This is a genomic window from Rhizobium sp. SRI_017 (assembly GCF_057586295.1).
Genome location: NZ_JBYCZP010000003.1, coordinates 409,392 through 433,993, shown reverse-complemented (window position 1 = coordinate 433,993; position 24,602 = coordinate 409,392). Strand labels below are relative to the sequence as shown.

The following is a 24,602-nucleotide window of genomic DNA, read 5'->3' as shown; positions in this document are numbered from 1 at the left end:
GTTACTCGCCGGCAGGCACCTGATCGCTTGACGCTAGCTTCTGCAGCATCGGAGTCGCGTCTGCCGCGCCCGAGCCGCGCTTGCGCTCTTCGAGGATCATCTCGTCGCGTGCCGAAGCAATGCGGCGGATCTGGGTCATGGTGCCGCCCGTACCGGCCGGGATGAGACGGCCGACGATGACGTTTTCCTTGAGACCCTGCAGCGTGTCGCGTTTTCCCGCGATCGCAGCTTCCGTGAGAACCTTGGTGGTTTCCTGGAAGGAAGCGGCCGAGATGAACGACGGCGTCTGCAGCGAGGCCTTGGTGATACCGAGTAGGACAGGTTCGCCGTAAGCCGGCTTCTTGCCTTCCTCGATCAGGCGCTCGTTGACTTCTTCGAGCTCGATCCGGTCGACATTGTCGCCCGTGATATAGCCGGAGTCGCCCTGCTCGGTGATCTCGACCTTCTGCAGCATCTGGCGTACGATCACCTCGATATGCTTGTCGTTGATCAACACGCCCTGCAGACGGTAGACTTCCTGGATTTCGTTCACGAGGTAGGAAGCCAAAGCCTCCACGCCCTTGATCGCCAGAATGTCGTGCGGTGCCGGGTTGCCGTCGAGGATGTAGTCACCCTTTTCGATATAGTCGCCGTCCTGAAGATGGAAGGGCTTGCCCTTCGGGATCAGGTACTCGACCGGCTCGACACCATCCTCGGCCGGTTCGATCGTGACGCGACGCTTGTTCTTGTAGTCGCGGCCCAGGCGGATCGTACCATCGATCTCGGCGATGATGGCGTGATCCTTCGGACGGCGCGCTTCGAAGAGTTCGGCGACGCGCGGCAGACCACCGGTGATGTCCTTGGTCTTGGCGCTTTCCATAGGCGAACGGGCGAGAACGTCACCCTGGCCGATCTTCGTGCCAGGCTCGACGGACAGGATCGCTTCGACCGACAGGAAGTAACGGGCATCCCCACCGCGAGCGAGCTTCAGGATGTTGCCTGACTCGTCCTTGATGACGATGGCCGGCTTGAGGTCCGAGCCGCGTGGTGTCGAACGCCAGTCGATGACCTGGCGCTTGGTGATGCCGGTGGACTCGTCGGTCGATTCCGTGACGGACAGGCCGTCCACAACGTCCTCGAATTCGACGCGTCCCGAGACTTCCGTCAGGATCGGGCGGGTATAGGGGTCCCATTCCGCCAGACGCTGGCCGCGCTTCACCTTGTCGCCATCGTCCACCATGATCCTTGAACCATAGGCGACGCGCTGCGAGGAGCGTTCCACGCCGCGCTCGTCGAGCAGCGTGACGGCCATGTTGCGGCCCATGGCAACGAGGTTGCCATCGGAGTTGCGCAGCATGTTGCGGTTCTTGATCGTGACGGTGCCCTCGTAAGAGGCTTCCAGGAACGAGCTGTCGACCACCGTCGCCGTACCACCAAGGTGGAACGTGCGCATGGTAAGCTGCGTGCCCGGCTCGCCGATCGACTGAGCGGCGATGACGCCGACGGCCTCACCCATGTTGACGGGCGTGCCGCGTGCAAGGTCGCGACCATAGCAGACACCGCAGACGCCAGTGCGAATTTCGCAGGTCAGCGCCGAACGGATACGAACCGACTGAATGCCGCACTTTTCGATCTCGATGACGTCAGGTTCCTGGATCATCACGCCAGCCTTGACGATGTTCTCGCCGGTCAGCGGGTTGTCGATGTCGTCAAGAGCGGTACGGCCGAGGATACGCGAACCGATCGAGGCGACGACCTGACCGGCATCGACGATTGCCGTCATGGTGAGGCCCGTTTCGGTGCCGCAATCGACATGCGTCACGATGCAATCCTGCGCCACGTCGACGAGACGACGGGTCAGGTAGCCCGAGTTCGCAGTCTTCAAGGCGGTGTCGGCCAGACCCTTGCGGGCGCCGTGCGTCGAGTTGAAGTACTCGTTGACGGTGAGGCCTTCCTTGAAGTTAGACGTGATCGGCGTTTCGATGATCGAACCATCCGGCTTGGCCATCAGGCCGCGCATGCCGCCGAGCTGGGACATCTGCTTCGGCGAACCACGGGCACCCGAGTGGCTCATCATGTAGATGGAGTTCATCTGCTTCTGACGGCCGTCCTCGGTGAATTCAACAGCCTTCAGGCGCTGCATCATGTGATCGGCGACCTTTTCGGTAGCCTTGCCCCATGCGTCAACGACCTTGTTGTACTTTTCGCCCTGAGTGATCAGGCCGTCATTGTACTGCTGTTCGTATTCCTTGACGAGGTTTTCGGTCTCATCAACGATCGTGTACTTGGCAGCCGGGATGACCATGTCGTCCTTGCCGAACGAAATGCCGGCGCGGCAGGCATGCGAGAAGCCGAGCTGCATGATGCGGTCGCAGAAAATGACCGTGTCCTTCTGGCCGCAATGACGGTAGACCGTGTCGATCATCTTGGAGATGTTCTTCTTGGTCAGTTCCTGGTTGCAGACGTCGAAGGGCACCATCGGGTTCTTCGGCAGCAGTTCGCCAACGATCATGCGACCGGGCGTGGTCTCGAAGATCTTGGAGGTCGGCTTGCCCTGGGCGTCGACACTCTTGTAGCGGCCCTTGATCTTCGTATGCAGGGTCACCGTCTTGGTTTCGAGCGCGTGCTGCAGCTCGCCCATGTCGGAGAATACCATGCCCTCGCCCGGCTCGTTCTGAGCGACGATCGAGAGATAGTAGAGACCCAGCACCATGTCCTGCGACGGCACGATGATCGGTGCGCCGTTCGCCGGATGCAGGATGTTGTTGGTCGACATCATCAGCACGCGGGCTTCGAGCTGGGCTTCGAGCGACAGCGGCACGTGAACGGCCATCTGGTCGCCGTCGAAGTCGGCGTTGAAGGCGGTGCAGACGAGCGGATGCAGCTGGATGGCCTTGCCTTCGACCAGGGTCGGTTCGAAGGCCTGGATGCCCAGGCGGTGCAGCGTCGGCGCGCGGTTCAGGAGAACCGGATGCTCGCGGATGACCTCGTCGAGGATGTCCCAGACTTCAGGCTTTTCCTTCTCGACCAGCTTCTTGGCCTGCTTGACGGTCGAGGAGAAGCCCTTGGCGTCGAGGCGGGCGTAGATGAAGGGCTTGAACAGTTCGAGCGCCATCTTCTTCGGCAGGCCGCATTGGTGCAGCTTGAGTTCCGGACCGGTCACGATGACCGAACGGCCGGAATAGTCGACGCGCTTGCCGAGCAGGTTCTGACGGAACCGGCCCTGCTTGCCCTTGAGCATGTCGGAGAGCGACTTCAGCGGACGCTTGTTGGCGCCGGTGATGACGCGGCCGCGACGGCCGTTGTCGAACAGCGCGTCCACAGCTTCCTGCAGCATGCGCTTTTCGTTGCGGATGATGATGCCCGGAGCGCGCAGTTCGATCAGGCGCTTCAGACGGTTGTTACGGTTGATCACGCGACGATAGAGATCGTTCAGGTCGGAGGTCGCGAAACGGCCGCCATCGAGCGGGACCAGCGGACGCAGGTCCGGCGGGATCACCGGCACGACCTTCATGATCATCCATTCCGGCTTGTTGCCGGATTCGATGAAGCTCTCGACGATCTTGAGGCGCTTCATCAGCTTCTTCTGCTTGAGGTCCGACGTGGTGTCGGCAAGCTCGCTGCGCAGTTCGCCCGCGATCTTCTCGAGTTCGAGCGCGGCCAGCATCTCATAGACGGCCTCGGCGCCGATCATGGCGGTGAACTGGTCTTCGCCATATTCGTCGACGGCCAGCATGTACTCTTCTTCCGAGAGCAGCTGGTTTTCCTTGAGCGCAGTGAGGCCCGGCTCAGTGACGATGTAGTTCTCGAAATAGAGAACGCGCTCGATATCCTTCAGCGTCATGTCGAGCAGCGTCGAGATGCGGCTCGGCAGCGACTTCAGGAACCAGATATGGGCAACCGGTGCTGCGAGCTCGATATGGCCCATGCGCTCACGGCGAACGCGGCTTAGCGTCACTTCGACGCCGCACTTTTCGCAGATGATGCCCTTGTACTTCATGCGCTTGTACTTGCCGCACAGGCACTCGTAGTCCTTGATCGGTCCGAAAATACGCGCGCAGAAAAGACCGTCACGCTCGGGCTTGAACGTGCGGTAGTTGATGGTTTCCGGCTTCTTGATCTCACCGTAAGACCAGGAGAGAATCTTCTCCGGCGAGGCAATCGAGATCCGGATGGAATCGAAGACCTGTGCCGGGGCCTGGGGGTTGAAAAGGTTCATGACCTCTTGGTTCATGCCTGTCTCCTTCGGGCGCCATACCCATTATTCGGCGGATGTCGGTCACTTGGGCTGACCGGCCGCCTGAAAATGCTCTTGCCGCGATCGCGGCTCATTCCCATCGCCCGGTCAGCCTAAGGAACCGGTGGGGCACCCGCGCGCTTTGGCAACGCGCGGGCTATGTAATGTTGCCTACTCGGCCGCATCCGGCAGCTCGGCAGCGGCGTCTTCGATCACCGTGTTCTCGAGCTCGACGGAAAGGCCCAGCGACCGCATTTCCTTGACGAGAACGTTGAAGCTCTCGGGGATACCGGCCTCGAACGTGTCGTCGCCACGGACGATCGCCTCGTAGACCTTGGTGCGGCCCGCCACGTCGTCCGACTTGACGGTGAGCATTTCCTGCAGCGTGTAGGCTGCGCCGTATGCCTCGAGCGCCCAGACTTCCATTTCGCCGAAGCGCTGGCCACCGAACTGCGCCTTGCCGCCCAGCGGCTGCTGGGTAACGAGCGAGTACGGACCAATCGAACGGGCATGGATCTTATCGTCGACCAGGTGGTTGAGCTTCAGCATGTAGATGTAGCCAACCGTCACCGGACGGTCGAAGGTCTCGCCGGTACGGCCGTCGTAGAGCGTCGACTGACCGGTCTGCGAAAGTCCCGCCTGGGTCAACATCGTGTTGATGTCGGCTTCATGCGCACCGTCGAAAACCGGGGTCGCGATCGAAACGCCCTTCTTGGACTGTTCGGCCAGACGAAGCACCGACTCGTCGTCGAATTCCGAGACACGCTCGGCCTTCGGACCGGAGCCCATGATGTCGGTCATGGTCGCCTTGAGCGGCTTGATGTCGCCCGAAGCCTTGTAGGCCTCGATCATCTCACCGATCTTGCGGCCCATGCCGGCGCAGGCCCAGCCGAGATGCGTCTCGAGGATCTGGCCAACATTCATGCGCGACGGCACGCCGAGCGGGTTGAGCACGACGTCGACCGAGGTACCGTCTTCGAGGAACGGCATGTCTTCGACCGGAACGATACGCGACACGACACCCTTGTTGCCGTGACGGCCGGCCATCTTGTCGCCCGGCTGGATCTTGCGCTTCACAGCGACGAAGACCTTGACCATCTTCATGACGCCGGGAGGCATTTCGTCGCCGCGCTGGACCTTCTCGACCTTGTCCATGAAGCGCTGTTCAAGCAGCGACTTGGACTCGTCGTACTGGCCACGGAGGGACTCGAGTTCGCCCTGTGCCTTCTCGTCTTCCACTGCAAACATCCACCACTGCGAGCGGGGATATTCAGTGATGACGGATTGGTTCAGTTCCGTACCCTTCTTGAAGCTCTTCGGGCCGGCAATCGCCACATTGCCCCTGAGCATCTCGGCGAGACGGCCATAGACGTTGCGGTCGAGGATCGCTTGCTCGTCATCACGGTCCTTGGCGAGACGCTCGATTTCCTCGCGCTCGATCGCCATCGCGCGCTCATCCTTTTCCACGCCGTGGCGGTTGAAGACGCGCACTTCCACGACGGTGCCATAGGTGCCCGGGGGCATGCGCATGGACGTGTCGCGAACGTCGGAGGCCTTTTCACCGAAGATGGCGCGCAGGAGCTTTTCTTCCGGCGTCATCGGGCTTTCGCCCTTCGGCGTGATCTTGCCGACCAGGATGTCGCCCGGCTGCACTTCCGCACCGATATAGACGATGCCGGCTTCGTCGAGATTCTTCAGCGCTTCTTCCGAAACGTTCGGAATGTCGCGCGTGATTTCTTCCGGACCAAGCTTGGTGTCGCGCGCCATCACTTCGAATTCCTCGATGTGGATGGAGGTGAACACGTCGTCCCGCACGATCCGCTCGGAAAGCAGGATCGAGTCTTCGTAGTTGTAGCCGTTCCAGGGCATGAACGCGACGAGCGCGTTGCGGCCGAGTGCCAGATCGCCAAGGTCCGTGGACGGGCCGTCGGCAATGATGTCGCCCTTGTTCAGGATGTCACCAACGGTAACCAGCGGACGCTGGTTGATGCAGGTGTTCTGGTTGGAGCGCTGGTACTTCTGCAACCGGTAGATATCGACGCCGGACTTGCCAGGATCGAGGTCTTCGGTGGCCCGGATAACGATACGCGTCGCGTCGACCTGGTCGACCACGCCGCCGCGGCGGGCACCGATGGCAGCACCAGAGTCGCGAGCGACGATCGGCTCCATGCCAGTGCCGACGAACGGCGCTTCGGCGCGCAGCAGCGGCACAGCCTGACGCTGCATGTTCGAGCCCATGAGCGCGCGGTTGGCGTCGTCGTTCTCGAGGAACGGAATGAGCGCCGCCGCGACCGAAACGACCTGCTTCGGCGAGACGTCCATGAGGTTGATGTTGTCGCGCGGGGCGAGCATGACGTCGCCCGCATGGCGGCAGACGACGAACTCTTCGCCGAAAGTCGCGTCTTCGTTCATGACCGAGTTGGCCTGGGCGATGTAGTACTTCGCTTCTTCCATGGCCGAGAGGTAGATCACTTCGCTCGTCAGCTTGCCGTCCACGATCTTGCGGTACGGGCTTTCGATGAAGCCGTACTTATTGACGCGGGCGAAGGTCGCGAGCGAATTGATCAGACCGATGTTCGGTCCCTCAGGCGTTTCGATCGGGCAGATGCGTCCATAGTGGGTCGGATGCACGTCGCGCACTTCGAAGCCTGCGCGCTCGCGGGTCAGACCACCCGGTCCAAGAGCCGACAGACGGCGCTTGTGGGTGATTTCCGAGAGCGGGTTGACCTGGTCCATGAACTGCGAGAGCTGCGAAGAGCCGAAGAATTCGCGAACCGCGGCAGCAGCCGGCTTCGCGTTGATCAGATCCTGCGGCATGACCGTATCGATTTCGATCGAGGACATGCGTTCCTTGATCGCACGCTCCATGCGGAGCAAACCGAGACGGTACTGGTTCTCCATCAACTCACCGACCGAACGGACGCGGCGGTTGCCGAGGTTGTCGATGTCATCGATCTCGCCCTTGCCGTCACGCAGGTCGACCAGCATCCGGACCACGGCCAGGATGTCGTCCTTGCGCAGAACGCGGACCGTGTCGGCGACGTCGAGGTCGAGACGCATGTTCATCTTGACGCGGCCGACGGCCGAAAGGTCGTAGCGCTCGGCATCGAAGAACAGCGACTGGAACATGGCTTCCGCCGATTCCATCGTCGGCGGCTCGCCGGGACGCATGACGCGGTAGATGTCGAACAGCGCGTCCTGACGGTTCTCGTTCTTGTCGACAGCCAACGTGTTGCGGATGTAGGCGCCCACATTGATATGGTCGATGTCCAGCACCGGAATCTCGTCGAAACCCGTGTCGATGACAACCTTCAGAGTCTTTTCGTCGAGCTCATCGCCCGCTTCGAGATAGATTTCGCCCGTCGCCGGATTGACGATGTCTTCGGCCAGATAGTTGCCGTAGAGATCCTCGTCGGTCGCACGCAGCGCCTTGAGACCCTTGTCGGAAAGCTGGCGCAGCAGGCGCGGCGTCAGCTTCTTGCCACTTTCAACGACCACTTCGCCGCTGTCGGCATCGATGAGATCGGAGAGGGTCTTGGTGTTCTTCAGCGTTTCCGCATTGAACGGTACGCGCCAGCCCTTGCCGTCGCGCTGATAATTCGACTTCGTGTAGAAGGTCGACAGGATCTCTTCGCCATCCATGCCGAGCGCCATCAGCAGCGACGACGCCGGAATCTTGCGGCGACGGTCAATGCGCGCATAGACGATGTCCTTGGCGTCGAACTCGATGTCGAGCCAGGAACCGCGATACGGGATCACGCGGGCAGCAAAGAGCAGCTTGCCGGACGAGTGGCTCTTGCCCTTGTCATGGTCGAAGAATACGCCCGGCGAACGGTGCATCTGGGAGACGATGACGCGCTCGGTGCCGTTGACGATGAACGTACCGTTATTGGTCATGAGCGGCATGTCGCCCATGTAGACCGACTGTTCCTTAATGTCCTTGATGGACTTGGAACCGGTATCCTCGTCGATATCGAACACGATGAGGCGCAGCGTCACCTTCAGCGGCGCTGCGTAGGTCAGATCGCGCTGACGGCATTCATCGACGTCGAACTTCGGCGGTTCAAACTCGTAGGATACGAATTCGAGCATCGCCGCGCCCGAGAAGTCGGTGATCGGGAACACGGACTTGAAAACAGCGTTCAGCCCCTCGTCGGGACGACCGCCTTCCGGTTCGTCGACCATGAGGAACTGATCATAAGACGCCTTTTGAACCTCGATGAGGTTCGGCATTTCGGCGACTTCGGGGATTTTACCAAAAAACTTGCGTACGCGCCTACGACCATTAAAGGAAAGGGTCTGAGCCATCGTCGCTCCTTATCAATCTACATCCGGGCCTGCAATGGACGGAACCTGCTGGCCAGGCGGCTCCGTCGACAATGGATCGTTCAATCTCGTTCCGCTTTCGGAGCGAAAGGCCGGATTGCCTTGTCGCCCCGACGGGAACCATCCTCTTGAAGAACCCATTACCCAAGAGTCTGATTTCCAGACGCTTGGGTAACAGGTACTCTAGAAACAGACAGTGGGAGACCGCGAAAACGCGGCCTCCCCCCGTCAGTAATTTCCAAGAATTACTTGAGCTCGACCTTGGCGCCAGCAGCTTCAAGCTTCTTCTTGATGTCTTCGGCTTCAGCCTTGGACACAGCTTCCTTAACGGGCTTCGGAGCGCCGTCGACCAGATCCTTGGCTTCCTTGAGGCCGAGGGCGGTGATCGCACGGACTTCCTTGATCACGTTGATCTTGTTAGCGCCGGCTTCGGTGAGAATGACGTCGAATTCAGTCTTCTCTTCAACGGCAGCAGCCGGAGCAGCACCACCGCCAGCGGCAGCAACAGCAACCGGAGCAGCAGCGGAAACGCCCCACTTCTCTTCGAGAAGCTTGGAAAGTTCGGCGGCTTCCAGAACGGTAAGGGCCGAGAGGTCTTCAACGATCTTTGCGAGATCAGCCATTTTTGTATTCCTTGTTTAGGTTCGAACTTGAGTTTGTAATCTGACAGCGAAGTACCGCCTTATGCGGCTTCGTCCTTCGTGGCATATGCCGAGAAAAGGCGAGCCAGCTGAGCTGCCGGCGCCTGAACGATGCCTGCGATGCGGGTAGCCGGGGTCTGAATCATACCCACGAGCCTTGCACGCAGTTCGTCCAGCGACGGGAGCGTCGCCAGTGCCTTGACGCCTTCGGCATCAAGAGTCGTTGTGCCCATGGCTCCGCCGATGATGACCAGCTTGTCGTTGGTCTTGGCGAAGTCAGAAGCGACCTTCGGAGCCGTCATCGGATCATTTGCATAGCAAATGAGCGTCTGACCCTTGAAAAGATTGTTGATCTTTTCAGACTCCGTGCCCTGAAGAGCGATCTTGGCCAGGCGGTTCTTCGCGACTTTAACGGTGCCGCCTTGTGCGCGCATCTTGGAACGAAGATCGTTCATCTGCGCGACGGTGACGCCGGAATAGCTCGCCACGACCACTGAGCCGGAAGCCTTGAAGACTTCGTTCAGTTCGGAGACGAATTCGCGTTTTTCCGCTCTATCCACTGTCTCACTCCATTTAGCAGGATCAGGAAATCGCCCTGAAACCCTGCCGGGTTGCCTTTTGCCGCATGGGATGTGATCCCAAGCGACGCTCGAGGATCCTGCCCCCTCGCGCCTCACTTTCGTGACAACACAAGGCATCCTAGGTTCGAACCGTTCTTTGCGGACATTCATCCGCGGAAACCGGTGCTCACCCGTCTCATGCAGGCTAAGTGATTAAGGTCTAACCACCTGCAATCTCGGACAGGAATGACGGGGTATCCCGTCATTTTCCCGGGTGTTACGCCGGGAAATCATGAACGGGAGCCTCCGATCGAGGCTCCCGATAAACTTGGATCAGGCCGAAATCGTGGCCGGATCGACCTTCACGCCGGCGCCCTGCGTCGACGAGATGGCGATCTTCTTGAGATAGTTGCCCTTGGCACCAGCGGGCTTGGCCCGGATCACGGCGTCAGCAAACGCCTTGATGTTGGCTTCGAGAGCATCGGCGCCGAAAGAGGCCTTGCCAACGCCAGCATGGACGATACCGGCCTTCTCGACGCGGAATTCGACGGCGCCGCCCTTGGATGCCTTGACGGCACCAGCGACGTCGACGGTGACCGTGCCAACCTTCGGGTTCGGCATCATGCCGCGAGGGCCGAGAACCTTACCGAGGCGGCCGACAAGCGGCATCATGTCAGGGGTGGCGATGCAGCGATCGAATTCGATCTTGCCGCCCATGACGATGTCGAGAAGGTCTTCCGCACCGACGATATCGGCACCGGCAGCCTTGGCTTCATCAGCCTTGGCGCCACGAGCGAAGACGGCGACGCGGACATTCTTGCCCGTGCCGTTCGGCAGGTTGACGACGCCGCGGACCATCTGGTCGGCATGGCGCGGGTCAACACCGAGATTCATCGCGATCTCGATGGTTTCGTCGAACTTGGCAACGGCCCGTTCCTTGACCATCTTGATGGCTTCGACGAGAGCGTAGGACTTGTTGGGGTCGACGCCTTCGGAAATCTTCTGGATGCGCTTTGCAATCTTCGGCATGTCGATCAACCCTCTACCGTCAGGCCCATGGCGCGGGCGGAGCCCTCGATCATGGCCATTGCGCCTTCGATATCGGCGGCGTTGAGATCCTTCATCTTGGCCTCGGCGATCGACTGGATCTGCGCCTTGGTCAGCTTGCCAGCGGAAGCACCCTTGCCCGGAGTCTTCGAACCGGAGGTGATCTTGGCTTCCTTCTTGAGGAAGTAGGACACCGGCGGCTGCTTCATCGCGAAGGTGAAGGACTTGTCCTGGTAATAGGTGATGACGACCGGGATCGGCATACCCTTTTCCATTTCCTGCGTCGCTGCGTTGAACGACTTGCAGAATTCCATGATATTGATGCCACGCTGACCAAGTGCGGGGCCGATTGGCGGGGACGGATTTGCCGAACCTGCCTTGACCTGCAACTTGAGCTGGCCTGCGATTTTCTTAGCCATTTCTCTGCCTTTCAAGTCGGCCCTCGCCTCGATGCCATGCACCGAAGTCCGGAACCGGTAAAAGCCGGTCTCCCGGCTCGAATGCCAGCGCTTTCACGCTGGCGGCTGCGGTTGCGTGGTGCGGCATTTTGCGAAGTCCGGCTAAGACTTCATGCCTTCCACGCGGGTTATGGCGGCAGAAGCGCCGCCAAGCCTTTGTCAGACCTTTTCGACCTGACCGTATTCCAACTCCACCGGCGTCGCACGGCCGAAGATCGAGACTTCGACCTTGAGGCGCGAGCGCTCCTCGTCGACATCCTGGACGATGCCGTTGAACGAAGCGAAGGGGCCGTCGGCGACCCGAACCTGTTCGCCGATCTCGAAAGAGACCGAGGGCTTGGGATGCTCGACGCCGTCCTGGATCTGGTTGAGAATCCGCTCGGCTTCGATATCCGGGATCGGAACCGGCCGCGATTCGGAGCCCAGGAAGCCCGTGACCTTCGGCGTGTTCTTGATCAGGTGATAGGCTTCGTCCGTCAGGTTGGCGCGCACCATCACATAGCCCGGGAAGAATTTGCGTTCGCTGTCGACCTTGCGGCCGCGGCGGATTTCGACAACCTTCTCGGTCGGTACGACGATCTTCTCGAAGAGGTGGCTCAAGCCCTTCTGGCGAGCCTTCTCTTCGATCGATTCAGCGACCTTCTTCTCGAAATTCGAATAAGCGTGGACGATGTACCAGCGCGCAGCCATGTTCGTCTCCGCTCTATTAAAAAGCGTTGAGGATCAGGCCGATCGCCCAACCCATCGCCATGTCGGCCAGAAAGAAAAACGCGGCTGCGAGACCCGCCATGATGAACACCATAGCGGTGGAGATCATCGTCTCACGCCGCGTGGGCCAAGTCACTTTTGACGTCTCCGAGCGGACCTGCTGCAGAAACGTGAACGGATTCGTTTTCGATGCCATTGACTGCTCACGCCATATCGGCGCGTAAAGCTGGACCGGCCAGCCCCACGCACCGCGTGTCTGATTTTTGCTCTACATAAACTCCGATTCCCCTTTTAACAAGAGCAAACTGGAGCTTTTTTCAACGCCGGAGAGCCGCGTCGAGCGCGCTATCCAACATTGGCTGTTTGTGAACTGGCAGGGGCAGTAAGGCTCGAACTTACGACCTGCGGTTTTGGAGACCGCCGCTCTACCAACTGAGCTATACCCCTTCGCCTGCCATCCGGACCCACACAAGACAGACCCGAACAGCAATTCTCCGCGCTTGTTATTCAATCTGCCCCAAAAAGACAAGCATCTTTTGGCAAGAAAATGAGCGTGTCATTCATTGCCGAAACGAAACGTTTACGTCAGGTCGTCGGTCACGGCATCGGCCTTGCCGCTGATGCGGTGTGCCAATGCGGCTTCCATGAACTGACTGATGTCCCCGTCGAGCACGTCATTGGGTGCCGAGCTTTCGACACCTGTACGCAGGTCCTTCACCATCTGGTACGGCTGCATGACATAGGAACGAATCTGATGACCCCAGCCGATATCGGTCTTGGACGCAGCTTCTGCATTGGCCGCCGCCTCGCGCTTCTCGAGCTCGGCCTCATAGAGCCTTGAACGCAGCATCTCCCAAGCCTTGGCCTTGTTCTTGTGCTGCGAACGCTCCTGCTGGCACGCCACCGCGATTCCCGTGGGAATGTGGGTGATGCGCACCGCCGAGTCGGTCGTATTGATGTGCTGTCCGCCGGAGCCGGAGGCACGATAAGTATCGATACGGCAATCACTCTCGTTGATGTCGATGTTGATCGAGTCGTCAACAACGGGATAAACCCATATTGAGGAGAAGGACGTGTGCCGTCGCGCATTCGAATCATAGGGCGAAATGCGCACAAGGCGGTGGACACCCGACTCAGTCTTCAGCCAGCCATAGGCATTGTGGCCCTTGACCTGGATGGTCGCCGACTTGATGCCGGCTTCTTCGCCGTCATGCATTTCCAGCACTTCGACCTTGTAGCCCTGGCGCTCGGACCAGCGGGTATACATGCGCAGCAGCATGTTGGCCCAGTCCTGGCTCTCGGTGCCGCCGGCGCCCGAATGCACTTCGAGATAGGTGTCGTTGCTGTCGGCCTCGCCGGAGAGCATGGCTTCGACCTGCTGCCGGTTGACCTCTGACAGCATGGACTTGAGCGATTCCTCGGCAACTTGAATGATCTCCTGGTCGCCTTCCATCTCGCCGAGTTCGATGAGATCGACATTCTCCTGGAGATCCGTCTCGAACTTGCGCACGCCGGAAATGCTGTCTTCAAGCTGCTGGCGCTCGCGCATCAGCTTCTGCGCTTCCTGCGGATCATTCCAGAGATTCGGATCTTCGGACTTGTTGTTGAGCCAGTCCAGGCGCCTTACAGCCTGATCCCAGTCAAAGATGCCTCCTCAGCAGGGTTATGCCCTGCTTGATTTCGTCGACCACATTCACGATTTCGTTGCGCATTCTGCCATTCCATATGCCAAACCGGGCCCGTCAATAGTGACTGCCCGGCGTTATGTAAAGTCGCGTTTCACTGATCGGCCTGGCTGAAAGGGTGAACTAGAACAGCCCGCCCTGCCCGCCTTCAACGGCTTCCTTGGCCTGTTGCGAGGAATTGAGGATTTCCTCGGGCGATGCGAATTCCTCGCCGCCGATGACGGAGAAGACGTCGGCCGGGCCAGTACCGGGCTTGAAGGCTTCCATGATCGTGCCGCCCTCGCCTTCGACGGCCTGCATGCCCGTCTGACGATTGACGGCAATCAGCTTCATGCCTTCGGGAAGGATGAATTTCGACGGCTTCTGATCCTTCAGCGCAGCCTGCATGAATGTGTTGAACAGCGGCGCGGCCAGCGAACCACCGGTGGCGCCGCGGCCGAGCGGCTTGGGATCGTCGAAGCCGATATAGAGGCCAGCCACAAGATCAGGCGTATAGCCGACGAACCAGGTGTCCTTTTCGTCGTTGGTCGTGCCGGTCTTGCCGGCGACATCGCTCTCGAGCTTGATCTTGCCTGCGGCCGTGCCGCGCAGGATGACGCCCTGCATCATTGACGTGATCTGATAGGCGGTCATAGGGTCCAGAACCTGTTCGCGGTTGTCGACCACTTCCGGCTCGTCCTGTTCGGTCCAGTCGTCCGCGTTGCAGGCCTGGCAGATGCTTTCCTCATGCTTGAAGATCGTCTTGCCGTAGCGGTCCTGGATGCGGTCGATGAGTGTCGGCTTGATCTGCTTGCCGCCATTGGCGAGCACCGAATAGGCTGAGACCATGCGCAGCACCGTCGTCTCGCCCGAACCGAGCGACATCGAGAGTACCGGCTGCATCTTGTCATAGATACCAAAGCGTTCGGCATATTCAGCCACGACATTCATGCCCATGTCATTGGCAAGGCGAACGGTCATCAGGTTACGCGACTTCTCGATGCCGAGGCGCAGCGTGGAGGGGCCGGAGGCGCCGCCGCCATAGTTCTGCGGCCGCCAGACGGTGCCCCCCGAAACGATCTCGATGGGCGCGTCAAGGACCACAGAAGCCGGCGTATAGCCGTTGTCGAGCGCGGCTGCGTAGACAAAGGGCTTGAACGACGAGCCGGGCTGGCGCATCGCCTGCGTGGCGCGGTTGAATTCGGACTGGTTGTAGGAGAAGCCGCCAACCATGGCCAGAACGCGGCCGGTATGCGGGTCCATCGCGACAAAGCCGCCCTGAACCTTCGGCGGTTGGCGCAGCCGGTAGGCGCCAGGCTCGTCAGCGATCGGCTCGACATAGACGACGTCGCCGCTATTGAGCACGCCGGTCGGGTTCTTGGCAGATTTCTTGTCGGCGGACGCCGAACGGTAGGCCCATTTCATGGCCTTGGCCGCGATGCGACCGGTCACACGCGCTTCGTCGATCTTGCCCGCAGTATCAACCGTTGGCCGGATGCCGATATCGACACCTTCCTCATCGGTAGCGAGCACAACGGCAAGCTTCCATTCCGGCACGTCGGCCAAGGGCATCACCTTGGAGAGCGGCACACCCCAGTCCGAACCTGTATCGATCGTCGAAATCAGACCATGGAATCCACGCGTCTCATCATAATTGATGAGACCATCCTGGAGTGCCTTGCGCGCGAATCGCTGCAGCGCCGGATTGAGCGATGTGCGGACCGAAAGTCCACCTTCGGACAGCGCTTCTTCGCCGTATTTGTCGATGATCTGGCGGCGCACTTCGCTGGCGAAATATTCCGATGCGAAGAGATAGGAGTTCGACTTCTTCGGATTGACGCCAAGATCTGATTTCTTGGCCTTGTCACCATCTTCCTGCGTCACGTAGCCGTTCTCGACCATCCGGTCGACGACCCAGTTGCGGCGCTCCATCGCTGCATCGTGATTGCGGAACGGGTTGTAGTTTGACGGCGCCTTGGGGAGCGCTGCGAGATAAGCGGCCTCCGAAATCGTCAGCTCGGTCACCGGCTTATTGAAATAGGTCAGCGAGGCACTGGCAATGCCGTAGGAATTGAGGCCGAAGAAGATTTCGTTGAGATAGAGTTCGAGAATTCGATCCTTCGAATAGGCCTGCTCGATGCGGAAGGCGAGGATAGCTTCCTTGACCTTGCGGTCCATCGTCTGGTCTTTCGTCAACAGGAAGTTCTTGGCCACCTGCTGCGTGATCGTCGAAGCGCCCACCGGGCGGCGGCCTGAGCCCACGTTCTGGACGTTGACGGCAATGGCGCGGACCAGGCCTTGGAAGTCTACGCCGGGATGCTGGTAGAAGTTCTTGTCTTCGGCGGAGAGGAAAGCGGCCTTGACGCGATCGGGAATGGTCTGGATCGGCAGATACAGCCGGCGTTCATGGGCGTATTCGGCGATCAGCGAACCGTCATCGGCATGCACGCGCGTCATGACCGGCGGCGAATAGCGTTCGAGCACCTGATAGTCCGGTAGATCCCGCGTCACTTCATCCAGATAGGCGGACACCACGAGCGCCACGCCGAGATAGAGCACGGTGCCCAAACCGAAGAAGTAGCCGATCAGTCTTATCATTGAACTCTTCCGCGGGATCTTCCCGCCGCTGCCTTCCGAGCCGGATTCGACCTATACCGAATTTGCGGCCTACGTGATACGTCCATACTGGCGGGAATGTGAGGAAAATAGGGCCGGTTCGTAGCATTCAGGCCACAAGCTGCGGCAAATGCCGCCGCCCAACCTATCCGCCGCGCGCCACGCCTGCGCTTTCCATATACTGGCCGACGGACTTGGCCAGCAGATCAGCCACTTTCTTGCGCCATTTCTCGTCTGTCAGCAGCGCCTCATCCTTCGGATTGGAGAGAAAGCCGAGCTCGAGCAGAACCGATGGCACGTCGGGCGCCTGTAGCACGCGGAAGCCGGCATGCCGCAATGGATTGTTGATCAGGCCGATCTGCCCCTCGAAGGATTCGAGCACGGTTTCGGCCATGCGGATGGAGAAAGCCTGTGTCTCCCGTCGGGTAAGATCGAGCAGGATATCAGTTATCTCCGACGATTCGTCTTCGATCTGGATGCCGGCTATGTCGTCGGAAAGATTTTCGCGTTCCGCCAGTCCCGCGGCTAGGGCGTCTGATGCCTTGTCCGAAATCGTATAGACCGTGGCGCCGCGAATGTCCTTCTGTCGCAGCGTATCGGCATGGAGGGAGATAAAGAGCTGGGCGCCGCGCTGACGCGCGATCACCACGCGCTCCGACAGCGAGATGAACTCGTCCTTGTCACGCACCAAGAACGCGCGGATACCCTGTTCCTTGTTCAAGCGCTCGACGAGGAGGGTAGCGAATTCGAGTGTGATCGTCTTTTCTTCCACCTCTGTGACCGTTCCCTTGGCCCCGGCATCGATGCCGCCATGGCCGGCATCGACAGCGACGACGAAGCCGTTGTCCGGCGTCTTGTCCTGCTTTGCACTGAGACGGTCGGTCTTGCCGCCGGCAACCTTCTCGGAACCCATCCACTGCTGCTTGTTGAGAAGTTCGACAAAGGCCTCCGTCTTCACCACTTCGCAATCGACGACCAAGCGGAAGCCCTGTCCCGGGCCGTTCTCCTGGACCTCTGACAATACCGCGTGCGCTGGTCGCTTGAGCGTCATCACGATGCGTGATGCGCCCTCGCCCATCCGGCCGTAGCGGATTTCGCTGAAGAGTCCGGTCGCAGCAAGATCGTCTTTGTTGAAGCCGAAATCGGTATCGGGAAGATCGATAATCAGCCGGTTGGGATCGGCCGTGTAATGCAGCTGAAATTCCGGCTTGCGATCGAAATCGATGACGATGCGGGTGCGGGCATCGTCGCCCGCGATCCGGGCAGCATAGGCGATGAGAGGCTTGAGTGATTCCTGCGCATGAGCGCTCTTGCCAAAGCCGAACTCACTGCAGACGAAGGTTGCCACGAGCAGGACAAGGCCGAGGTTCCCGAGGAGCCCGCCATATCTCCAGTTCATCTGTCGCGAATTTGCCGCCACCTCGCCTCCGCAGTTCGGTCCACACGATCCCCATCCCTGAGGATTGCGCTCAATTTCGGGCAGCTTTGGGCCGCCACGCATTTTGCATCAGAGGCGGGTCAACCTGATTCGGCGACCGGATGGCAAGTCCTGTCGCAAAACACGCCGTGTGCGCCAAGGCCATGTCGAGAAAAATCAATGGTTTCGCAGCTCTTTCCCATGCACTTGATCAGCAATGTGACGGATTTGCGTCACCACTTGATATTCAACAAGATAAACCATAGAAGGAAATTGAGGTGAAAGGCGATGACGGGATTAGAGTCGCTAGGAGGCCGCCATCTGCAACTTTAGATTGGCGCCATGTTTGCGACATCATCTGCCGTTGGCACGTGCTCACCCCATGCTTTCTCCATCATGAGGCCGGGCCTCATGTGACTAGACCTGGCGGCTTGCCGCTGAGCGCCCGACTCTCGGGCAAATTCATTGGGCCCTCCGGGGCCTTGGACATTGGCTTTCTCGCTGGTACAGGGCGTTGTCACAAGGAATTTCGTTAGTCGCGGCATTGAAGGAACGGACCATTGATCCGGGTTCCTGCCGCGTCCTGTGTGATATCAGCCTGCTTCCCGCGAGACCTGAAATAATCGGCCCTATCCGCTTGCGCTCCCGTCTTCATCCCCAGGATGAAGCGCGGCTGTCACGCGCCTATGGCCGAGGAGCAGAATTTACATGGCAGACAAGATGCTCATTGACGCGTCTCACGCAGAGGAGACGCGCGTCGTTGTCGTACGCGGCAACCGCATAGAAGAATTCGACTTCGAGTCGCAGCACAAGAAGCAGATCCGCGGCAATATCTATCTGGCGAAAGTCACGCGCGTCGAACCTTCGCTGCAGGCCGCTTTCGTCGACTACGGCGGCAACCGGCATGGCTTTCTGGCCTTCGCCGAAATCCATCCCGACTACTACCAGATCCCGCTCGCCGATCGCCAGGCGCTGCTGAGGGCCGAAGCGGAAGAACATCGTCGTGACGACGATTTCGAACCCGTCAGCCCCGCGCCGGCCCAGGCCCGCGAAGAATGGCCGGTCTCGTCCGACCAGACACAGGAAGATGCGCCACAGCCGGTGATCGAAGCCTGGCAGGGTGAAACGCCGCCGGCCGCTGCGGAACCAAACAAAGCCGAAGAGGCTCCTGTCGAAGCGGCAAATGTCGCCGAAGACGTGCCGGCCGAGCCGGCGAAGAAGGCCCGTAAACCCCGCGCGCCCCGCGCTAAGAAGCCGAAGGCCGCTGAAGCTGCGAACGAGACGTCTGAAGACAGCGACGACGGCTCGACGCCGCCGGCCATGGCAATGGTCGCCCATATCGACTCGGTTTCCGAAGATGCCCCCCGTCGGGGTCGCGACGATGACGATGACGACGACGATCCGCACGAAGAGCAGGAAGTCATCGAGTCTGTCGGCGCCGAAGACGCGATGGAAGAGGTTCCGGACCGTGTGCAGCGCAAGCCGCGCAAGCAGTATCGCATCCAGGAAGTCATCAAGCGCCGCCAGATCCTGCTCGTGCAGGTCGCCAAGGAAGAACGCGGCAACAAGGGCGCGGCGCTGACGACGTATCTCTCGCTCGCCGGTCGTTATTCGGTTCTGATGCCGAACACCGCGCGCGGCGGCGGCATTTCCCGCAAGATCACCAGCCCGCAGGATCGCAAACGTCTTAAGGAAATCGCTCGCGATCTCGAAGTGCCGAACGGCATGGGCGTCATCCTGCGCACCGCTGGCGCCAATCGCACCAAGGCCGAAGTCAAGCGCGATTTCGAATATTTGATGCGCCTCTGGGAAAACGTCCGGACCAAGACGCTCGCCTCGACCGCGCCCTGCCTCGTCTATGAGGAAGGCTCGTTGATCAAGCGCTCGATCCGCGACCTTTATAACAAGGATATCAGCGAGATTCTGGTCGCAGGTGAAGAAGGCTATCGTGAAGCCAAGGACTTCATGAAGATGCTGATGCCGAGCCACGCCAAGGCGGTGCAGGCCTATCGCGACATCCATCCGATCTTCTCCCGCGCCGGCATCGAAGCGCAGCTCGACCGCATGCTGCAGCCGCAGGTGACGCTGAAGTCCGGCGGCTACATCATCATCAACCAGACCGAAGCGCTGGTCGCCGTAGACGTCAACTCCGGCCGCTCGACCCGTGAACATTCCATTGAAGACACGGCGCTTCAGACCAATCTGGAAGCGGCCGAGGAAGTCGCGCGCCAGCTGCGCCTGCGCGACCTTGCCGGCCTGATCGTCATTGACTTCATCGACATGGAAGAAAAGCGGAACAACCGCCATGTCGAGAAGCGTCTCAAGGATCATCTCAAGAACGATCGTGCCCGTATCCAGGTCGGCCGCATCTCGCATTTCGGCCTGCTCGAAATGTCGCGCCAGCGAATTCGCGCCTCTGTGCTCGAGAGCACGATGCAGGTCTGCGCCCATTGCGGTGGCACCGGCCACGTCCGCTCGCAGTCTTCAGTGGGGCTGCATGTTCTGCGCGGCGTCGAGGAGTTCCTGCTCAAGAGCACGACCCACGACATTATCGTCCATACCCAGCCCGACACGGCGCTCTACCTGCTGAACCAGAAGCGTGCTTCGATCGTCGATTACGAGGGCCGTTTCGGCGTCTCCATCGTCATCGAGTCCGACACCACGGTCGGTGCCCAGCACTTCACCATCGAGCGCGGCGAAGCCGTCGAGAACCCGGTGAAGGTCGAGCAGTTGGTCGCCTTCCCGGTCGAGGAAGAGGAAGAAGAAGACATTCCCGTCATCGAGGACGAAGACGAGGAAGAAGAAGCAAAGCCGGTCGCTGCCGCCCCCCAACAGCAGCCGGTCGCCGCCCGCGACGACAACGGCGCCCGCAAGAAGAAGCGCCGTCGCCGCCGTCGTGGTGGCAATCGCGGTGCCGAGGGCGGTGGACCGCAGACGAGCGAGGACATCTCAGCTTCCGCGTCCGAAGACATGGAAGACGAGGACGAGGACGATAGCGACGCCGAGGGTACGGAGGCCGAAGGCGCGGACGGTCAGGCTGCTGCGCCAGCTGAAGACAGTGAAAGCCGCAAGCGCCGCCGTCGCGGCAAGCGAGGCGGTCGCCGCAATCGCGAGGAAGGTGCTGCCGATACACAGTCGGAGAACGATACCGACGGTGTGGTCCAGGCCGCCGATACGGAGTCCTCTGCGGTTGTCGAACTGACGCCGGATAGCGATGCGGGTGACAAGGGTACGACCGAACCTGAAGTCGTCGAAGACTCGCCGCGGAAGCGCCGTTCACGTAAGGGCCAGACCAAGGAAGCCGTCATCGCTAAGGTGGCTGAAAAAGCGCCCGCCACGGAAGCGCCTGCCGCCGTCGCCCCCGCTGAACCGGTAGCAGCAGACGTTGTCGCAGCCGAGGAAGCCGAGCCACAGACGCGCCGTCGCTCCAACCGCGGCGAGGCTGCGATCAGTTCGTCCAAGCCAGTTGTCGTTTCCTCCAGCGCCAACGCGCCCGAAGAGGATACCAGCAAGCCCAAGAAGGGCGGTTGGTGGCAAAAACGGGGGTTTCTTTGATGCCGTTAAGGCGTTGATCGGCCTTAAGTGATAGTGTGAGGGACCCGCCAGCCGGGTCCTTTTCATGTGTGCCAGGCCGAACTTTTCACAATGCCGAGAGGCACAACATTCACGCCATTTTCTGTTTCGTCACCTTCCTTCTGCCATGATAGAGGGATTAGAAACAAACGCCTGCTTCGTTCGAGGAATAAGTCATGAAATTCAAGTCGCTGTTTGCAGCAACCGCCCTGTCGATCGTCGCGATCGCTGGCGGCGCCCAGGCCTTTGACCAGGGCGAAAAGGAGGAGATAGGCAAGATCGTCCGCGAATATCTGCTCGCCAATCCGGACGTTATTGTCGAGGTACAGCAGGCCCTCGAAAAGAAGCAGGCCGAGGAGCGCATGGCGCAGGCCCGGGTTGCAGTCAAAGAAAATGCCGAGGCGATCTTCAATGGTTCCAGCGACATGGCGCTCGGCAATCTGCAGGGCAAGACCACCGTGGTCGAGTTCTTCGATTACAATTGCGGCTACTGCAAGCGCGCCGTCTCGGACATGGACGCGATCATCAAGGCCAATCCGGATGTCCGTTTCGTGCTCAAGGAATTCCCGATCCTCGGTCAGGATTCGGTTGACGCTCACAAAGTCTCATTCGCTTTCAAGAATATTGCACCGCAGAAATACGGCGAGTTCCATCGCGCGCTGATGACTGGCGAACATGCCAACGAGGCTCGCGCCATCGAGGTCGCGAAGTCGCTCGGCGTAACAGAGGAGCAGATCCGCGCCAACATGGCGGAAGCTCCGCAGGATGATAGCGTGCGCGCCGCCTACCAGCTCGCCACGAAGCTCGGCATCACCGGCACCCCCTCCTACGTCCTGGGCGACGAGGCCGTTTTCGGCGCCGTCGGCGAGAGCGAGTTGAGCCAGAAGATCGCCAGCGTCCGCCAGTGCGGCAAGACCACCTGTTGATCCGCTGGAACCTGCTTTGACATGGGAACGGGCATTGCCTGTGGACAAGGCCTCGCACCGGCCCCGGCCATAATTTGCCCGTCCATTCACCCCTTTCCCTGACGGTTCCACCGGTCTATAGGAGGGGATTGCGTGAATACGGAATGAGTTGATGACTCGAACAGTTTTCGTCCTGAACGGCCCGAACCTCAATATGCTGGGGAAGCGGGAGCCGGGAATTTATGGGGGCAAGACACTCGCGGACATCGAGGCGGACTGCAAGGAAGCCGGAGCGGAACTCGGCATCACGGTCGATTTTCGTCAAACCAATCATGAAGGTGTACTCGTCGACTGGCTGCATGAAGCCAATGATCGCGCCGAAGCGGTCTGCATCAATCCGGGCGCCTATGGCCATACGTCGATCGCGTTGCATGATGCGATCCGTGCCATCTCGAAGCCGGTCATCGAACTGCACCTCTCGAACATTCACGCCCGGGAGGAGTTTCGCCACAAGACGTGGACCGCTCCTGCCGTGAAGGGAATTATCTGCGGTTTCGGAGCGCATTCCTATATCCTGGCACTCCGGGCTGCCAACGAACTTATCCAATAACAGGAAACATCAGGACATTTTGGAATGGCTGACAAGAAGACGGGCATCGATCAAGCTCTGATCAGAGACCTCGCCAACATCCTGAAAGACACGGATCTGACCGAGATCGAAGTCGAGCAGGACGATCTGCGCATCCGCGTGTCGCGCATGGGTCCGGCCCAGCCGGCCTATGCTCCGCAAATGATTCACGCCATGGCACCGCCAGCCTATCCCGGCGCTGCAGCCGCTGTAGCCCAGCCGGCCGCGCCCGAGGCCGCCCCTGTCGTCAGCGGTTTCACTTTGACCTCGCCCATGGTCGGCACCTGCTACTATTCCCCCGCTCCGGGCAGCCCGGCCTTCGTCGAAGTTGGCCAGACGGTCAAGGAAGGCCAGACGGTTCTGATCATCGAGGCGATGAAGACGATGAACCAGATTCCGGCGCCGCGCTCCGGCAAGGTCACCGCGATCATGGTCTCCGATTCGTCGCCCGTCGAATTCGGCGAACCCCTGCTGGTCATCGAGTAGGCGGATGCCCATGCTCCAGAAGATCCTCATAGCCAACAGAGGCGAGATCGCGCTCCGGGTGCTCCGCGCCTGCAAGGAACTCGGCATCGCGACCGTGGCTGTCCATTCGACCGCGGATTCCGACGCCATGCACGTCCGCCTTGCCGACGAGAGCGTCTGCATCGGCCCACCGCCCTCGCGCGACAGCTATCTCAACATCCACCAGATCGTCGCGGCCTGCGAGATCACCGGCGCGGATGCCGTCCATCCCGGCTATGGCTTCCTCTCCGAGAATGCCAAGTTCGCCGACATCCTCGATGCGCATGGCATCACCTTCATCGGCCCGACAGCGGATCACATCCGCATCATGGGCGACAAGATCACCGCCAAGCAGACCGCGCAGGATCTCGGCATTCCGGTGGTCCCCGGCTCGGCCGGCGAAGTGCTGACCGAGGCGGACGCGATCAAGACGGCAAAGGAAATCGGCTACCCGGTCCTCATCAAGGCGACTGCCGGTGGCGGCGGCCGCGGCATGAAGGTCGCCAAGTCGGAAGATGACTTGCTGGAGGCCTTCAACACCGCCCGGTCCGAAGCGGCCAACGCCTTCGGCAACGACTCCGTCTACATGGAAAAATATCTCGGCAAGCCGCGCCATATCGAGATCCAGGTGTTCGGCGACGGCGCGGGCAATGCGATCCATCTCGGTGAGCGCGATTGCTCGCTGCAGCGTCGCCACCAGAAGATCTGGGAAGAAGCCAATTCCCCGGCGCTCAATGTCGAACAGCGCATGAATATCGGCCAGATCTGCGCCGAGGCGATGAAGAAGCTCAAATATCGCGGCGCCGGCACGGTCGAGTTCCTCTACGAGAATGGCGAGTTCTATTTCATCGAGATGAACACCCGCTTGCAGGTCGAGCATCCCGTGACCGAGGCCATCACCGGCATCGACCTCGTCCACGAGCAGATCCGCGTCGCCTCCGGCGGTGGACTGTCAGTCAGGCAGGAGGAGATCGAGTTCCAGGGCCATGCGATCGAGTGCCGCATCAATGCCGAGGATCCCCGGACCTTCGTCCCCTCGCCCGGCACGATCACGCATTTCCATGCACCCGGCGGCCTCGGCGTCCGCGTCGATTCCGGCGCCTATGCCGGCTATCGCATTCCGCCCTATTACGACAGCCTGATCGGCAAGTTGATTGTCCACGGCCGCACCCGCGTCGAATGCATGATGCGTCTACGCCGCGTGCTCGACGAGTTCGTCATCGATGGCATCAAGACGACGCTGCCACTCTTCCAGGATCTCGTGACCAACCCTGATATCGCCAATGGCGACTACGACATCCACTGGCTGGAACATTATCTGGCCGGCCCGACTGTCTAA

16 protein-coding genes and 1 tRNA gene are annotated in these 24,602 nt (G+C 60.2%); 5 read left to right on the top strand and 12 right to left on the bottom strand.

The window, feature by feature from the left end; all coding sequences use genetic code 11:
- Position 1: 1 nt before the first annotated feature.
- The 12 genes from rpoC to AC2YI2_RS09710 form a co-directional block, all read right to left on the bottom strand.
- Positions 2-4,213: a DNA-directed RNA polymerase subunit beta' gene (gene rpoC, locus AC2YI2_RS09765; RefSeq protein ID WP_487386268.1), complete on the bottom strand. Its 4,212-nt coding sequence runs from the start codon at positions 4,211-4,213 to the stop codon at positions 2-4.
- A gap of 174 nt (positions 4,214-4,387) precedes the next feature.
- Positions 4,388-8,524 (bottom strand): DNA-directed RNA polymerase subunit beta, encoded by a 4,137-nt coding sequence (gene rpoB, locus AC2YI2_RS09760; protein ID WP_487386267.1) that lies wholly within the window; start codon positions 8,522-8,524, stop codon positions 4,388-4,390.
- 263 nt (positions 8,525-8,787) lie between these two features.
- Complete coding sequence (gene rplL / locus AC2YI2_RS09755) at positions 8,788-9,165, bottom strand: 50S ribosomal protein L7/L12 (protein ID WP_487386266.1); 378 nt, start codon at positions 9,163-9,165, stop codon at positions 8,788-8,790.
- Between the two features lie 59 nt (positions 9,166-9,224).
- Positions 9,225-9,743 carry a 50S ribosomal protein L10 gene (gene rplJ, locus AC2YI2_RS09750; RefSeq protein WP_487386361.1) on the bottom strand — a complete coding sequence of 173 codons (519 nt, stop codon included), beginning with the start codon at positions 9,741-9,743 and terminating at the stop codon, positions 9,225-9,227.
- A 333-nt stretch (positions 9,744-10,076) separates the two neighbouring features.
- Complete coding sequence (gene rplA / locus AC2YI2_RS09745; RefSeq protein ID WP_487386265.1) at positions 10,077-10,772, bottom strand: 50S ribosomal protein L1; 696 nt, start codon at positions 10,770-10,772, stop codon at positions 10,077-10,079.
- Between the two features lie 5 nt (positions 10,773-10,777).
- Positions 10,778-11,209, bottom strand: coding sequence for a 50S ribosomal protein L11 (gene rplK / locus AC2YI2_RS09740; RefSeq protein WP_487386264.1), 432 nt, complete (start codon positions 11,207-11,209; stop codon positions 10,778-10,780).
- 198 nt (positions 11,210-11,407) lie between these two features.
- On the bottom strand, positions 11,408-11,938 hold the full coding sequence (gene nusG / locus AC2YI2_RS09735; RefSeq protein WP_487386263.1) for a transcription termination/antitermination protein NusG: 531 nt from the start codon (positions 11,936-11,938) through the stop codon (positions 11,408-11,410).
- Between the two features lie 16 nt (positions 11,939-11,954).
- Entirely contained in the window at positions 11,955-12,152 is a 198-nt protein-coding gene (secE, locus tag AC2YI2_RS09730) for a preprotein translocase subunit SecE (protein ID WP_487386262.1), read from the bottom strand.
- Between the two features lie 175 nt (positions 12,153-12,327).
- Positions 12,328-12,403, bottom strand: a tRNA-Trp gene (locus AC2YI2_RS09725).
- A 133-nt stretch (positions 12,404-12,536) separates the two neighbouring features.
- Positions 12,537-13,668 (bottom strand): peptide chain release factor 2 gene (prfB, locus tag AC2YI2_RS09720; protein ID WP_487386261.1). Its coding sequence is split into 2 segments (ribosomal slippage): positions 12,537-13,598 and positions 13,600-13,668, totalling 1,131 coding nucleotides; the frame shifts between segments, so codons are not numbered across the junction.
- 96 nt (positions 13,669-13,764) lie between these two features.
- Positions 13,765-16,218: a penicillin-binding protein 1A gene (locus tag AC2YI2_RS09715; RefSeq protein ID WP_487386260.1), complete on the bottom strand. Its 2,454-nt coding sequence runs from the start codon at positions 16,216-16,218 to the stop codon at positions 13,765-13,767.
- Between the two features lie 163 nt (positions 16,219-16,381).
- Entirely contained in the window at positions 16,382-17,635 is a 1,254-nt protein-coding gene (locus AC2YI2_RS09710; RefSeq protein WP_487386360.1) for an N-acetylmuramoyl-L-alanine amidase, read from the bottom strand.
- A 726-nt stretch (positions 17,636-18,361) separates the two neighbouring features.
- Between AC2YI2_RS09710 and AC2YI2_RS09705 the strand changes: the two genes are divergently transcribed.
- The 5 genes from AC2YI2_RS09705 to accC all read left to right on the top strand — a co-directional run bounded on the left by AC2YI2_RS09705 (position 18,362) and on the right by accC (position 24,602).
- Positions 18,362-21,208 carry an Rne/Rng family ribonuclease gene (locus AC2YI2_RS09705; protein WP_487386259.1) on the top strand — a complete coding sequence of 949 codons (2,847 nt, stop codon included), beginning with the start codon at positions 18,362-18,364 and terminating at the stop codon, positions 21,206-21,208.
- A 194-nt stretch (positions 21,209-21,402) separates the two neighbouring features.
- Positions 21,403-22,152, top strand: a complete 750-nt coding sequence (locus AC2YI2_RS09700) for a DsbA family protein (protein WP_487386258.1) — start codon at positions 21,403-21,405, stop codon at positions 22,150-22,152.
- A gap of 151 nt (positions 22,153-22,303) precedes the next feature.
- A complete protein-coding gene (aroQ, locus tag AC2YI2_RS09695) occupies positions 22,304-22,741 on the top strand; it encodes a type II 3-dehydroquinate dehydratase (protein WP_487386257.1) in 438 nt (145 codons plus the stop codon).
- Between the two features lie 24 nt (positions 22,742-22,765).
- Positions 22,766-23,245 carry an acetyl-CoA carboxylase biotin carboxyl carrier protein gene (accB, locus tag AC2YI2_RS09690; RefSeq protein ID WP_487386256.1) on the top strand — a complete coding sequence of 160 codons (480 nt, stop codon included), beginning with the start codon at positions 22,766-22,768 and terminating at the stop codon, positions 23,243-23,245.
- A 4-nt stretch (positions 23,246-23,249) separates the two neighbouring features.
- Positions 23,250-24,602: an acetyl-CoA carboxylase biotin carboxylase subunit gene (gene accC, locus AC2YI2_RS09685; RefSeq protein WP_487386255.1), complete on the top strand. Its 1,353-nt coding sequence runs from the start codon at positions 23,250-23,252 to the stop codon at positions 24,600-24,602.